The sequence below is a fragment of the Streptomyces lateritius genome (assembly GCF_014649715.1).
GTDB lineage: Bacteria > Actinomycetota > Actinomycetes > Streptomycetales > Streptomycetaceae > Streptomyces > Streptomyces lateritius.
Genome location: NZ_BMTO01000004.1, coordinates 1 through 12,998, shown reverse-complemented (window position 1 = coordinate 12,998; position 12,998 = coordinate 1). Strand labels below are relative to the sequence as shown.

Genomic DNA, 12,998 nt, shown 5'->3' with positions numbered 1-12,998 from the left:
AGCCGCTTCGTTGTCGTGTCGTTCCTGTGTCGGGCGCCTCGACTCACCGGGCCGGATCACTCACACGGGTGAGGTGCGAGTGCGCTGACTTGCCCCGGCCTCCGCCGGGGAGATCCCCGCCTCGCGTCGCTCGCCGTATGCCGCGACGGCGACGAGTCCGGCCGCGTGGAGGGCGAGCCCGAGCCGGCCGTTCCCGGCGACGACGGCGCAGCCGACGGCCGCGCCCAGCGCGTGTGCGCCCGTGTCGCCGAGCATGGTGCGCTCGCCGAGGACGGCGGCCGCGGCGCCGGTCCGGCGCTCGCCGAGGCCTCGAAGCGGGCGCGGCGAGCCCGCCCGGCGAGGCACCGAGCCCCGGAGCGGAGCGGCCTCGGACCTCCGGTCCTCGGGCCGGCGGGCCCCGATCCTCAGGCGTCCGCGCGCGCCGTCGCCAAGAGTTCCTCCGCGTGCGCGCGGGCCGTTTCCGAGTCCTCCTGGCCCGCCAGCATCCGGGACAGCTCCCGGACGCGGTCCTCTCCCTCCAGGACCGTCACGCCGGAGCGCGTCACGGAGCCGTCGTGGGTCTTCTCCACCAGGAGCTGGCGGTCCGCGAAGGCCGCGACCTGCGGAAGGTGGGTGACCACGACGACCTGCGCGGACTTGGCGAGCTTCGCGAGCCGGCGGCCGATCTCCACGGCCGCCTTGCCGCCGACGCCCGCGTCGACCTCGTCGAAGAGGTACGTCGGCACCGGGTCCGTACCGGCGAAGACGACCTCCACCGCGAGCATCACCCGCGACAGCTCACCGCCGGACGCCCCCTTGGCGATCGGCCGCGGCGGTGCCCCCGGGTGCGGGGCGAGGAGGAGTTCGACCTCGTCGGCGCCGGACGGCCCGTAGGCCACCGTCCGTCCGCCGACCTCGACGCCCTCGGGGTCCTCGGTCTGCCGGATGTCGAAGGACACGCGCGCGTGGGGCATGGCCAGCGAGGCCAGTTCTGCGGTGACGGCGTCGGCGAACCGGGCCGCCGCCTCCGTACGGGCGTCCGTGAGCGCCTGGGCGAGGACCGACAGTTCCGCCCGCAACGAGTCCCGTTCGGCCGTCAGCTCGCCGATCCGGTCGTCGTCGCCCTCCAGTTCGGTGAGCCGGGCCGCGCTCTCCTCCGCCCACGCCAGGACGGCGGCGACGTCCGCGCCGTACTTCCGGGTGAGCTGGGTCAGCGTCGCGCGCCGCTCCTCGACGACGGCGAGCCGTCGCGGATCGGCGTCCAGGTCGTCGGCGTAGCCGGCGAGCTCCCCCGCCACGTCGGCGAGGAGGATCGAGATCTCCCCCATCCGGTCCGCGAGCGCGGCCAGCGCCGGATCGTGGGACCGTACGGCCTCCAGCGCGCGTCCGGCGCCCGCGACCAGGGTCGTCGCGTCGACGGCCTCCGGGTCCTCGGGGTTCCCGGCGAGCGCGCCGTGCGCCAGGGCGGCGGCCGACGCGAGGGCTTCGGCGTGACCGAGCCGCTCGGCCTCGGCTGCGAGTTCGACGTCCTCGCCTGCCCGCGGTTCGACGGCCTCGATCTCGCCGAGCCCGAAGCGCAGCAGATCGGCCTCCTGCGCCCGCTCCCGCGCACGCGTGGTGATCTCGTCCAGTTCGGCGACGACGGCCCGCAGCCGCCGGTACGCCTCGCCGTACGCGGCCAGCGGTACGGCGACGGCGTCGCCCGCGTACCGGTCCAGGGCCCCCCGCTGCCGGGCCGGTTTGAGCAGGCCCTGCTGATCGGTCTGGCCGTGGACGGCGACGAGTTCGTCGGCGAGCTCGGCGAGCAGCCCGACGGGCACGGAGCGCCCGCCGAGATGGGCCCGCGAGCGTCCCTCGGCCGAGATCGTCCGGCTGACGAGCAGTGCGCCGTCGTCCAGCTCGGCGCCCGCCTCCTCGGCCCGTACGGCGGCGGGGGCGCCCGCGGGCACGCTGATCCGCCCCTCGACCACGGCGGACGCCGCGCCGATCCGCACCAGGGCCGGATCGGCGCGCCCGCCGAGCAGCAGCCCGAGGCTGGTCACGACCATGGTCTTGCCCGCACCGGTCTCGCCCGTCACCGCGGTGAAACCGGGCGACAGCTCGACGACCGCGTCGTCGATGACCCCGAGCGACCGTATCCGCATCTCCTCCAACACGGGGAAGACCTTACGAGGTCCGAGCCCGGCTGTGCGACGGCCCCTGCCGGAACGTGATGAACCCGCAGGTCGGGAAAGCGGTTGTCACCCGTGGGGGTGGGGCCCGCCGGGCGCCCGCCCCCGTACGGAAACATGGCTAGCGCGGCGCGCCGCGCCAGCCCGAGACCGGCAGGGCGAACTTCGCGACCAGCCGGTCGGTGAAGGAGGCGTGGTGCAGCCGTGCCAGCCGTACCGGCACCGCCCCGCGCCGTACCTCCACCCGTGCCCCGGACGGGAGTTCCACCGTCCGCCGGCCGTCGCACCACAGCACGCCGTGCGGCGTGTGCGGCTCCACCTCCACCGTCAGCACCGACTCCGGCGTCGTCACCAGCGGCTTGGCGAACAGCGCGTGCGCGCCGATCGGCACCATCAGCAGCGCCTCGACCTCCGGCCAGATCACCGGCCCGCCCGCCGAGAAGGCGTACGCCGTCGAGCCCGTCGGGGTCGCGCAGATCACGCCGTCGCAGCCGAAACCGGTGACCGGCCGGCCGTCGATCGCGAGGACGACCTCCAGCATCCGTTCCGGGGAGACCTTCTGGACGGCCGCCTCGTTCAGTGCCCAGTCCCGGTGCAGAACGTCACCGTTCTCGTAGACGGCCACGTCCAGGGTCATCCGCTCCTCGACCTCGTACGCCCGCGTGACCACCCGGTCCACGACCTTGTCCAGGTCGTCGCGCTCGGCCTCCGCGAGGAAGCCGACCCGCCCCAGGTTGACCCCGAGCATCGGCACGCCGGACGCCCGCGAGAACTCGGCGCCGCGCAGCAGCGTCCCGTCGCCGCCGAGCACGACGAGCAGTTCGCAGCCGTCGAGCGCGTCGGAGCAGGCCTCCCGCACCACCTCCACGGACGGCGGCAGCGGCAGGTCGGCCGCCTCCGCCTCCAGGACGCGGACGCCGATCCCGCTGCGCAGCAGGCCCAGGACGACGAGTTCGGCGCTGCGCACGGCGGCCGGCCGGCCGGTGTGCGCGAGCAGGAAGACAGTACGACTGCCAGGACGAACATCAGGTGGTGCGGTCGTTGAGCTCAACGAGGTCCCTCCGCCACGGCGCGGTCGACATCCGCCGGATCCAGCGCGGGCGCCCCTGCCCGCAGCCACAGAAAGTACTCGACGTTGCCCGAGGGCCCGGGCAGCGGGCTCGCCGTGACACCCAGCACACCCAGTCCGAGCTCACCGGCCTGCCGCGCCACGTTCCGTACGGCGTCCGCGCGCAGCTCGGTGCTGCGGACGACTCCACCGGTCCCGAGTCGCTCCTTGCCCACCTCGAACTGCGGCTTGACCATCAGGACGAGATCCGCGTCGGGGGCGGTGCAGCGCACCAGGGCGGGCAGCACCAGGCCGAGCGGGATGAAGGAGAGGTCGCCGACGACCAGGTCGACCGGGGTTCCGTCGATCGCGTCGAGGGTCAGCTCGCGGACGTTCGTCCGGTCCTTCACGGTGACCCGCTCGTCGCTCTGCAGCGACCAGGCGAGCTGTCCGTAGCCGACGTCGACGGCGACCACGTGGGCGGCGCCCGCGCGCAGCAGCACGTCGGTGAAGCCGCCGGTCGACGCGCCGGCGTCGAGCGCGCGCCGTCCCTCGACCTTGAGTCCCCGCGGTACGAAGGCGGCGAAGGCACCGGCCAGTTTGTGACCGCCGCGCGAGACGTAGTCGGGGTCGGCGTCGTCCTGCGAGACGACGATGGCCGCGGCGGTCTCGACCTGGGTGGCGGGCTTGGTCGCGACGGTCTTGCCGACGGTCACCCGTCCGGCGGCGATCAGCTGACTGGCGTGCTCGCGCGAGCGCGCGAGCTTGCGGCGTACCAGCTCGGCGTCGAGACGGCGGCGTGCCACTCCTGCCACGTTCGGTTCAGCTCCTGAGGTTGTTCGGCGGTGTCGGTCCGGGGCGGACGGTGTCGAGCGAGGTCAGCTCGGAGCGCAGCCCACGGTGTACATCTTCGTACACCTCCAGATGCCCGTCGGCCGCTAGGTGGTCGGCGTCCGCGAGACGGCCGAGGAGGGCGTCCACGCCGGGGTGCCCGGTGGGGGTGAGCGGCACGCCCAGCGGCGCGGGCGCGGCGGGCTCGAAGGCCGCGTCCTGGGCCGGCCCCACCGTGGTGTCCTGCGGCTCCGGCTCCGGCATCACGTCGTCCATCCCCCGACGCTATCGCGAAGCTCTGGGGTACGGTCGGTCGCGATGGCCACGATCGAGGAGTGCCGCAGCGCACTCGACAAGCTTTCGGACAATCTCACCCACGCGGACGGCGAGGTGCGCAGCGCCACGGCGCTCGACCGCACGCTGAGCTGCCACCTCACGGACCTGGACACGACGTTCACCGGCATGCTCGCGGACGGCCGGATCGAGGTCCGGGACACGGTGGCGGGGCCGCCGCCCGACAAGGCGCAGATTCGCCTGGCGATGACCGGCGACGACCTCGTGGCGATGGTGAACGGCGAGCTGAACTTCGCCAAGGCCTGGGCCTCCGGCCGGGTCAGGCTGGAGGCCGGCTTCCGCGACCTGCTGCGGCTGCGGTCACTGCTGTAGCGCGGCGCCCGCGCCCGGCGCGGGCCGACCGGCGCCCGTCCCCGTGGCGCGGTCGCTCGTACGGCTGTGCGGCGGCATCGCGCCGCCGCCCGGCAGCCCCGCACAGCCGGCCACCCCTTCAGCCCGGCCGCCCCGCACAGCCGGCCACCCCTTCAGCCCGGCAGCCCCGCACAGCCGGCCACCCCTTCGGCCCGGCAGCCCGGCCGCCCGGACAGCCCGTGCACCCCGGCCACGTACGCCGCCCCGGGCACCCGGCCTCCCGTCACTTCTGCAGAACCGGCTCCGGCGCCGCCACGGTCTCGCGGGCGCGCGCCTTCCGGCCCGCCGGGACCACCAGCGGCGTCCCGGTCTCCGGGTCGTCGATGACCTGGCAGCGCAGCCCGAAGACCCGCTCGACCAGCTCGGCCGTCACGACCTCGGCCGGCGGGCCCTCCGCGACGACCTCGCCGCCGCGGACGGCGATGAGGTGGGTCGCGTACCGGGCGGCGTGGTTCAGGTCGTGCAGGACGGCGACCAGGGTGCGGCCCTGGGTCTCGTGCAGCTCGGCGCACAGGTCGAGGACGTCGATCTGGTGCTGGATGTCCAGGAACGTCGTCGGCTCGTCGAGGAGCAGCAGCGGCGTCTGCTGGGCGAGCGCCATCGCGATCCACACCCGCTGGCGCTGACCTCCGGACAGCTCGTCGACGTACCGCTCCCCGAGCTCGGCCACACCGGTCGCCGCCATCGACTCCTGGACGATCCGCTCGTCCTCGGGGGACCACTGCCGCAGCAGCCCCTGGTGCGGGTACCGGCCGCGGGCCACCAGGTCGGCGACGGTGATGCCGTCCGGGGCGATGGAGGACTGGGGCAGCAGGCCGAGGGTCTTGGCGACCTTCTTGGCCGGCATGGTGTGGATGGTCTGGCCGTCCAGGAGCACCCGGCCCTGGGAGGGCTTGAGCATCCGGGACAGGGCGCGCAGGAGGGTCGACTTGCCGCAGGCGTTCGGCCCGACGATGACCGTGAAGGAGTTGTCGGGAATCGCCACCGACAGGTCGCGGGCGATGATCCGCTGGTCGTAGGCGAGGGTGACCGACTCCGCGCTGAGCCGCTGGGTCTGACCGTCCATGGGGGTGCTCCTGAGGTTCTTCTCGTTCATATCCGTCCCGCCTTGCGTTCGGTGACGAGCAGCCACAGCAGATAGCAGCCGCCGAGCACGCCGGTGACGACGCCGACGGGAAGTTGCCGGTCGCCGAAGGCGTTGGTCGCGAGCCAGTCGGCTACCAGCAGCAGCGCGGAGCCCATGAGGGCGGACGCGGCGAGGTTGGGTCCGGGCGAGCGGGTGAGCCGGCGCGCCAGCTGCGGCGCGCTGAGCGAGACGAAGACGATCGGGCCGGCGGCGGCGGTGGCGACGGCCACGAGCAGCACGGCGGAGCCCATCAGCACGACGCGGGTCCGTTCGACCTTCACGCCGAGCGCGTACGCGGCGTCGTCTCCCATCTCCAGCATCCGCAGCGCCCGGCCGTGGCCCAGGACGAGCGGGACGAGCAGACAGCTGACCGCGAGCAGGGGCCAGAAGTGGTCCCAGTCCCGCCCGTCCAGCGAACCGGTCATCCACACGGTGGCGCGCGTGGCGTCGACCAGGTTGGCCTTGGTCAGGAGGTAGTGGATGACGGCGGTCAGCATGGCGGCCGCGCCGATACCGACGAGGACGAGGCGGTAGCCGTGGACTCCGCGCTTCCAGGCGAGCAGGTAGATCGCGGTGCCGGTGACCAGCGCGCCGACGATCGCCCCGCCCGCGGCGGCGGTCGAACTGCCCTGGAAGAGCACGATGACGAGCAGCGCGCCCACGGAGGCGCCCTGGCCGAAGCCGATCACGTCGGGGCTGCCGAGGGGGTTGCGGGAGACGGACTGGAAGACGGCGCCGCCGATGCCGAGCGCGGCGCCGACGAAGACGGCGACGAGGACGCGCGGCAGGCGCAGGTCCATGACGGCGAACTCCTGGACGGCGGTGCCGTCGCCGAGGAGGGTGGCGACGACGTCCGCCGGGGCGATCGGGAAGTCTCCGCTGCCGATGAGGACGACGCCGACGGCGAGGGTGAGCACGATCAGCGCCAGCACGGAGATCGCGGCGCGGGGCTCGTACCGTACGGAGAACCCTCCACCGGTCCGTAGCGACTTGGTGGTCACAGCTGGGCCATCCTCTTGCGGCGTACGAGATGGATGAAGACGGGTCCGCCGACGAGCGCCGTCACGATGCCGACCTGGAGCTCGGACGGCCGGGCGACGAGCCGGCCGATCACGTCGGAGCCGATGAGCAGGACGGGCGCGAGGACGGCGGCGTACGGGAGGATCCAGCGCATGTCGGGGCCGGTGATGGCCCGTACGAGATACGGCACCATCAGCCCGAGGAACATGATCGGCCCGCAGGCGGCGGTCGCGGCGCCGCACATCAGCGTGACGGCCAGCATGGCGACGACGCGGGTGCGGTTGAGGTCGGCGCCGAGCGCGCGAGCGGTGTCGTCGCCCATCTCCATCGCGTTGAGCGGCCGGGAGATGAGCAGGGCGAGGGCGACGCCGGCCACGATGAACGGGGCGACCCGGCGCACCGTCTCCATGTCCGCGGAGGCGAGCGACCCGACCGTCCAGAAGCGGAGCCGGTCGAGGGCGGCCGAGTTCAGCAGCTGGACGGCGTTGACGTAGCCGTAGAGCGCGGCGGTCGCGGCGGTGCCGGCGAGCGCGAGGCGTACGGGTGTGGAGCTGCGGCTGCCGCCCAGGACGTATACGACGACGGAGACGACGGCCGCGCCGAGGAAGGCGAACCAGACGTAGTCGGTGACCTCGGTGATCCCGAGGAACGCGATCGCGGACACGACGGCGGCCGCGGCACCGGCGTTGACGCCGAGCAGTCCCGGTTCGGCGAGCGGGTTGCGGGTGAGGCCCTGCATCACGGCTCCGGACAGACCGAGCGCGACGCCGACGAGCAACCCGAGAAGGGTCCGGGGAACGCGCACGTCATGGATGATGACGTCGTTTCCGACACCGCTGTTCTGGAACAGCCCGTGCCAGACATCGCCGAGCGGCACCGGTTTGGCGCCGATCATGATGCTCAGGACACAGACCAGCAGCAGGACTCCGACGGCCACGACCAGGCCGACGACGCGCACGGAATCGCGACGCCTCGGCGGCTGGGCAGGGTCTGTCGACTCCGCGCTCGTTCGGGAGGGACTCTCGACCAACACGGAGTTAGGTTAGCCTACCCTGCTATCGACTTCGTGGGGCTGGTTCCCTCCCCGGACGGCCGCCTTTCACCGACAACGGCCTCACCCTCGCCCTCCCAGCCCCAGCCGCTCCAGCACCTTCCCCGCGTCCAGCCCGCACGCCCCCGCGCCCGCGTCCGACCACGCCGCCGCGCACAACGCCCGTACGCCGTCCAGCACGTCCCCTTCTCCGTCCAGCGCCAGCGCTCCCCCGCTCACCGAAGCCGTCCACCCCCCGCAGGCGAAGCCACCTTCGGCCTCGGTCACTTCGGGCTGCCCCACCAGCAACCCCCGCAGATCCGCCGCCACATACGTCGGCCGGTGCTCCGGCACCGCCGCCAGCAGCTGCGGTACGTCCGTCACGCCCGTCAGCACGAGCAGCGAGTCCACGCCCCCGTTGAACGCCCCCTCGATGTCCGTGTCCAGGCGGTCCCCGACCACCAGCGGCCGCTCGGCGCCGGTGCGCAGCACCGTCTCCCGGTGCATCGGCGGCAGCGGCTTCCCCGCGACCTTCGGCTCCACGGTGCCGCCCGTGGCGATCCGCACGACCTCCACCGCCGCCCCGTTCCCCGGCCCGATGCCCCGGGGCCCGGGAATCGTCAGGTCGGTGTTCGACGCGTACCACGGCACGCCCCGCGCCACCGCGTAGCTCGCCTCGACGAGCCGGCTCCAGGTCAGGTCCGGGCCGCCGTACCCCTGCACGACCGCCGCCAGGCCCTCCTCGTCCGCCGACTCCACCGGCTCCAGGCCCCGCTCACGCAGCGCCACCCGCAACCCCTCGCCGCCGATCACCAACACCCGCGACCCGGGGGGAACTTCGTCGGCGATCAGCCGCGCCACGGCCTGTGCGGACGTGATGACGTCTCCGGCCTCGGCCGGCACGCCCAGCTCGGTCAGGTGCGCCGCCACCGCGTCCGGCGTCCGCAGCGCGTTGTTGGTGACGTACGCGAGATGCATGCCGCCGGCCCGCGCCGAGCCCAGCGCCTCGACCGCGTGGGGAATCGCCTGCCCGCCCGCGTACACGACACCGTCCAGGTCGAGGAGCGCGGTGTCGTACGCCTCGCTCAGCGCCCGCGCGCTGCCCCCCGGCCGGTTCCTGCCCAGCCGCCCCTGACCGTCGCCCACGCCGCCGTCCTCCATGACCTCGTACTCCTCACATCACCGAACACCGGCGTACGCCACCGATGTGCCACCGGGCGAAAGTCCCCCGCTCCCCCGATCATCGCTCATAGCCACCGTCCACTTACGATTGCGCAATGAACACCTCAGGTCCCGCGGCCGACGACGTCCGCGCCGGCGGTCTGCGCCTGCTCCCGTTCCGGGGGCTCCGCTACGTCCCCGAGCGGGTCGGCAGCCTGGCCGCCGTGACCTCCCCGCCGTACGACGTCGTCGTACGGCCCGACGGCCTCCACCACCTCGAGTCCGCCGACCCCCACAACATCGTCCGCCTGATCCTGCCGCAGGCCGTCATCGCCGGCGCCCGCCACCGCAAGGCCGCCGTCACCCTCGACCGCTGGCTCGCCGACGGCATCCTGGCACCTGACCCCGAGCCCGCGCTCTACGTGTACGAGCAGCACGGCGACGGCATCCTCCAGCGCGGCGTCATCGGCGCCCTGGAGCTCTCCGACCCGGCACAGGGCATCGTGCTCCCGCACGAGGACGTGATGCCGCACGTCGTCGAAGACCGGGCGGCGCTGATGCGGACGACCGCCGCGAACCTGGAGCCCCTGCTCCTCACGTACCGCGGCGACGGCGACGGAGCCGCGGACGTCATCGAGCGCACCGTCCAGCGCGATCCGCTGCTCTCCACGACCACGGAGGACGGCTTCCACCACCGCCTGTGGTCGGTCACGGACCCCGCCGAACTCGCCACGGTCACGGCCGGCCTCGCCGATCACCAAGCGCTGATCGCGGACGGCCACCACCGTTGGGCGACGTACCTCCGGCTGCGCGAGGAGCACGCCTCCCCGAGCCCGTGGAACTACGGTCTGGTCCTCCTCATCGACACCGCCCGCTACCCCCTGCGGGTCCGCGCCATCCACCGTCTCCTCAACCGCCTCCCGGTCGCGGACGCGCTCGCGGCCGTCGGGGACGGTTTCCGCGTCCGCCGCGTGCAGGGCCCGTTGCAGGCGGCCCTGGCGTCCCTGGCGTCGGCGGCGGCCGAGGGCAACGCCTTCCTCCTGACCGGCGACGGCGCCTTCCACCTCGTCGACCGGCCTGACCCGGAGCTGATCGCGCGCACGGTCCGGACGGACCGCCCCGAGGCCTGGCGCACCCTGGACGCGACGGTCCTGCACGCCACGCTGCTCGACCACCTCTGGCACATCCCGGACGCCCCCGAGCACATCAGTTACATCCATGACACCGCGGCCGCCGTCGAGCAGGCGGAACGGCGCGGCGGTACGGCGGTCCTCATGCATCCGGTACGGGAAGAGGTCGTACGGGACCTGGCGCGGCAGGGCGTCACGATGCCCCGCAAGTCGACGTCGTTCGGCCCGAAGCCGGCGACGGGCCTGGTGCTCAGAAGCCTGGCGCTGGACTGAGCGCACGAAAAAGGGCGGCACCCCCGCGAGGGGGTGCCGCCCTTCTCCGTTCCGTCTCAGACGTCAGACACGGTCGTCCTCGTCGTCCTCGTCCTCGTCGCCGTCGCCGGGGGCGGCGTCGGCGTCGGTCTCATCGGCGGCCGGGGCCTCGACGATCTCGTCGGACTCGTCCAGGTCGTCGATGGCGTCGACGAACTCGACACCGTCCAGCTCGGCGAGCCGGTCCGAGGCGTCCGTGGCCCCGTCCTTGTCCGACTCCAGTGCCTTGGCGAACCACTCACGAGCCTCGTCCTCGCGCCCGGCGGCGAGCAGGGCGTCGGCGTAGGCGTACCGCAGGCGGGCCGTCCACGGGTGCACGGCGGTCGACGCGAGCTCGGGGCTCTGCAGGGTCACGATGGCGGCGTCCAGCTGCCCCATGTCCCGGCGCGCACCGGCGGCGACGAGCCGCATCTCGACCTGTCCTGCCTTGTCCAGCTTCTGCGTCTCGGGCTCACCGGCCATCGCCAGCGCCCGCTCGGGCCGACCCATGCCGCGCTCGCAGTCGGCCATAACGGGCCAGAGCTCGACACCGCCGGTCATCCGCCGCGCGGCCCGGAACTCGGCCAGCGCCTCGGAGTACTTCTGCGTGGCGTAGGCGGCGAAGCCGGCGGCCTCACGCACCGCGGCCACACGGGAGGCGAGTCGCAGGGCGATACGGGCGTACGCGTACGCCTGCTCGGGGTCCTCGTCGATCAGGTTGGCGACCATGACGAGGTTGCGGGCGACATCGTCCGCGAGCCCCTTGGGCAGGCTCATCAGCTCCTGGCGCACATCCGCGTCGATCTCCTCACCGGTGATCTCCGCCGGGATCGGCAGCCGCTTGATCGGCGCACGATCCGGCCGGTCCCGGTCCCGGTCGTCCCGACGCCCGTAGCCGCCCCGGTCGTCCCGACCGCGGTACCCACCCCGGTTGTCGCCACCACGGTCGTCACGACGGAAGCCGCCGCCACCGCCACGGCTGTCGTCACGACGCGGCCCACGGGGACGGTCGTCCCGGCGGTCGTCACGCCTGTCGTCACGACGGAAGGCCGGACGCTCGCCACCCCGGTCGTCACGACGGAACGACGGACGGTCGTCCCGCTGGAAGCCACCACCGCGGTTGTCGCCCCCACGGTCGTCACGCCGGAAGGAGGGGCGCTCATCGCGCCGGTCGTCACGACGGAACGACGGACGGTCGTCCCGCTGGAAGCCACCACCGCGGTTGTCGCCCCCACGGTCGTCACGACGGAACGACGGACGGTCGTCCCGCTGGAAGCCACCACCGCGGTTGTCGCTCCCACGGTCGTCACGACGGAAGCTGCCACCACCACGGTTGTCATCGCGCCGGTCGTCACGACGGAAGGGAGGACGCTCATCGCGACGGAAGCCGCCGCCGCGGTTGTCGCCACCGCGGTTGTCGTCACGGCGGAAACCACCGCCAGCACCACGGTTGTCATCACGGCGCTCATCGCGCCGGAACGCCGGCCGCTCGCCACCGCGGTCGTCACGACGGTCGTCACGACGGAAGGGAGGTCGCTCGTCGCGCCGCTCGTCACGACGGAAACCACCGCCACCGCGCGTGTCACCGCCGCGGGTGTCGCCACCCCGGTCGTCGCGACGGAAACCGCCACCGCCACGGGTGTCACCGCCACGGTCGTCGCGACGGAAACCGCCGCCACCACGGGTGTCACCGCCACGGTCGTCGCGACGGAAACCGCCGCCACCACGGGTGTCACCGCCACGGTCGTCGCGACGGAAACCGCCGCCACCTCCGCCGCGGTTGTCGTCACGCCGATCATCACGGCGGAAGGCCGGCCGCTCGCCGCCACGGTCGTCACGGCGGAAGCCGCCGCCACCGCGGTTGTCGCCGCCACGGTTGTCGTCGCGGCGGTTGTCGTCGCGACGGAAGCCGCCACCACCACGGTTGTCGCCGCCGCCACGGTTGTCGTCACGACGGGGCCCGCGGTAGCCGCCCCGGTCGCCACCGTCCCTACGACGCGGCTCGCGCTCCGGACGGTCGTCGGGAGAGTTGGTGGACATCGACGTGACTCCTGTCTTCGGGTACTGCAGTCATTCTCGCGCAGTCGGCAGACCGACGCGCTTCGGCAAAATACGAGGAAAAGCAAAAAGGACCCTTGGTCCCAGCGTGAACGCTGGGACCAAGGGTCCTGAAAGATTGTTCGGCGGCGTCCTACTCTCCCACAGGGTCCCCCCTGCAGTACCATCGGCGCTGAAAGGCTTAGCTTCCGGGTTCGGAATGTAACCGGGCGTTTCCCTAACGCTATGACCACCGAAACCCTATCGGGTTCTAGCGAACAAGCACACTCTTCAATTAAAAGTGGAGCTGGTTCAACCGGTGCGACTGTTCGCAACCCGGGAACCACACAGTGGACGCGAGCAAATGAGGACAAGCCCTCGGCCTATTAGTACCGGTCAGCTCCACCCATTACTGGGCTTCCACATCCGGCCTATCAACCCAGTCGTCTACTGGGAGCCTTACCCTCTC

Annotated in this window: 12 protein-coding genes, 2 rRNA genes and 1 pseudogene; 2 read left to right on the top strand and 13 right to left on the bottom strand. The window is 72.9% G+C overall.

The features are described 5' to 3' along the window. Positions 1 to 60: 60 nt before the first annotated feature. From IE136_RS08950 to IE136_RS08930, 5 genes are all read right to left on the bottom strand, one after another. A complete protein-coding gene (locus IE136_RS08950; RefSeq protein WP_373309035.1) occupies positions 61 to 345 on the bottom strand; it encodes a hypothetical protein in 285 nt (94 codons plus the stop codon). 59 nt (positions 346 to 404) lie between these two features. Then, positions 405 to 2,123: a DNA repair protein RecN gene (gene recN / locus IE136_RS08945; RefSeq protein ID WP_158994109.1), complete on the bottom strand. Its 1,719-nt coding sequence runs from the start codon at positions 2,121 to 2,123 to the stop codon at positions 405 to 407. Between the two features lie 148 nt (positions 2,124 to 2,271). After that, positions 2,272 to 3,201 carry an NAD kinase gene (locus IE136_RS08940; protein ID WP_158985950.1) on the bottom strand — a complete coding sequence of 310 codons (930 nt, stop codon included), beginning with the start codon at positions 3,199 to 3,201 and terminating at the stop codon, positions 2,272 to 2,274. Then, a complete protein-coding gene (locus IE136_RS08935) occupies positions 3,198 to 4,013 on the bottom strand; it encodes a TlyA family RNA methyltransferase (RefSeq protein ID WP_189600045.1) in 816 nt (271 codons plus the stop codon). The genes IE136_RS08940 and IE136_RS08935 overlap by 4 nt, the downstream gene beginning before the upstream one ends. 7 nt (positions 4,014 to 4,020) lie before the next feature. Next, on the bottom strand, positions 4,021 to 4,305 hold the full coding sequence (locus IE136_RS08930) for a hypothetical protein (protein ID WP_158985954.1): 285 nt from the start codon (positions 4,303 to 4,305) through the stop codon (positions 4,021 to 4,023). Between the two features lie 42 nt (positions 4,306 to 4,347). Here IE136_RS08930 and IE136_RS08925 point away from each other — a divergent pair, with 42 nt between their 5' ends. Then, positions 4,348 to 4,695 carry an SCP2 sterol-binding domain-containing protein gene (locus tag IE136_RS08925; protein ID WP_158985956.1) on the top strand — a complete coding sequence of 116 codons (348 nt, stop codon included), beginning with the start codon at positions 4,348 to 4,350 and terminating at the stop codon, positions 4,693 to 4,695. Between the two features lie 262 nt (positions 4,696 to 4,957). Here the strand turns inward: IE136_RS08925 and IE136_RS08920 are convergent, their stop codons facing one another. From IE136_RS08920 to IE136_RS08905, 4 genes are all read right to left on the bottom strand, one after another. After that, positions 4,958 to 5,800, bottom strand: a complete 843-nt coding sequence (locus IE136_RS08920; RefSeq protein WP_158985958.1) for an ABC transporter ATP-binding protein — start codon at positions 5,798 to 5,800, stop codon at positions 4,958 to 4,960. A 26-nt stretch (positions 5,801 to 5,826) separates the two neighbouring features. Then, positions 5,827 to 6,861 carry a FecCD family ABC transporter permease gene (locus IE136_RS08915; RefSeq protein WP_158985960.1) on the bottom strand — a complete coding sequence of 345 codons (1,035 nt, stop codon included), beginning with the start codon at positions 6,859 to 6,861 and terminating at the stop codon, positions 5,827 to 5,829. After that, a complete protein-coding gene (locus IE136_RS08910) occupies positions 6,858 to 7,817 on the bottom strand; it encodes a FecCD family ABC transporter permease (RefSeq protein WP_158994111.1) in 960 nt (319 codons plus the stop codon). The genes IE136_RS08915 and IE136_RS08910 overlap by 4 nt, the downstream gene beginning before the upstream one ends. A gap of 177 nt (positions 7,818 to 7,994) precedes the next feature. Then, positions 7,995 to 9,071 (bottom strand): HAD-IIA family hydrolase, encoded by a 1,077-nt coding sequence (locus tag IE136_RS08905; protein WP_189600044.1) that lies wholly within the window; start codon positions 9,069 to 9,071, stop codon positions 7,995 to 7,997. Between the two features lie 116 nt (positions 9,072 to 9,187). Here IE136_RS08905 and IE136_RS08900 point away from each other — a divergent pair, with 116 nt between their 5' ends. Further along, a complete protein-coding gene (locus IE136_RS08900; protein WP_189600043.1) occupies positions 9,188 to 10,474 on the top strand; it encodes a DUF1015 domain-containing protein in 1,287 nt (428 codons plus the stop codon). 63 nt (positions 10,475 to 10,537) lie between these two features. Here IE136_RS08900 and IE136_RS35255 read toward each other — a convergent pair whose 3' ends face one another. The 4 genes and pseudogenes from IE136_RS35255 to IE136_RS08885 form a co-directional block, all read right to left on the bottom strand. Beyond that, on the bottom strand, positions 10,538 to 11,269 hold the full coding sequence (locus IE136_RS35255; RefSeq protein WP_229818752.1) for a tetratricopeptide repeat protein: 732 nt from the start codon (positions 11,267 to 11,269) through the stop codon (positions 10,538 to 10,540). Between the two features lie 90 nt (positions 11,270 to 11,359). Then, positions 11,360 to 12,532: pseudogene (locus IE136_RS36695) on the bottom strand (hypothetical protein); the annotation flags it as partial. Positions 12,533 to 12,670: 138 nt separating this feature from the next. Then, positions 12,671 to 12,787 (bottom strand): 5S ribosomal RNA (gene rrf / locus IE136_RS08890). Positions 12,788 to 12,895: 108 nt separating this feature from the next. Continuing rightward, positions 12,896 to 12,998, bottom strand: a 23S ribosomal RNA gene (locus IE136_RS08885); the annotation flags it as partial.

Bases quoted from the DNA above. Each gene is read 5' to 3' on its own strand.
- recN (WP_158994109.1), bottom strand. From the start codon at position 2,123: ATGCGGATACGGTCGCTCGGGGTCATCGACGACGCGGTCGTCGAGCTG.
- IE136_RS08900 (WP_189600043.1), top strand. From the start codon at position 9,188: ATGAACACCTCAGGTCCCGCGGCCGACGACGTCCGCGCCGGCGGTCTG.
- IE136_RS08930 (WP_158985954.1), bottom strand. From the start codon at position 4,305: ATGGACGACGTGATGCCGGAGCCGGAGCCGCAGGACACCACGGTGGGG.
- IE136_RS08920 (WP_158985958.1), bottom strand. From the start codon at position 5,800: ATGGACGGTCAGACCCAGCGGCTCAGCGCGGAGTCGGTCACCCTCGCC.
- IE136_RS08905 (WP_189600044.1), bottom strand. From the start codon at position 9,071: ATGGAGGACGGCGGCGTGGGCGACGGTCAGGGGCGGCTGGGCAGGAAC.
- IE136_RS35255 (WP_229818752.1), bottom strand. From the start codon at position 11,269: ATGAGCCTGCCCAAGGGGCTCGCGGACGATGTCGCCCGCAACCTCGTC.
- IE136_RS08925 (WP_158985956.1), top strand. From the start codon at position 4,348: ATGGCCACGATCGAGGAGTGCCGCAGCGCACTCGACAAGCTTTCGGAC.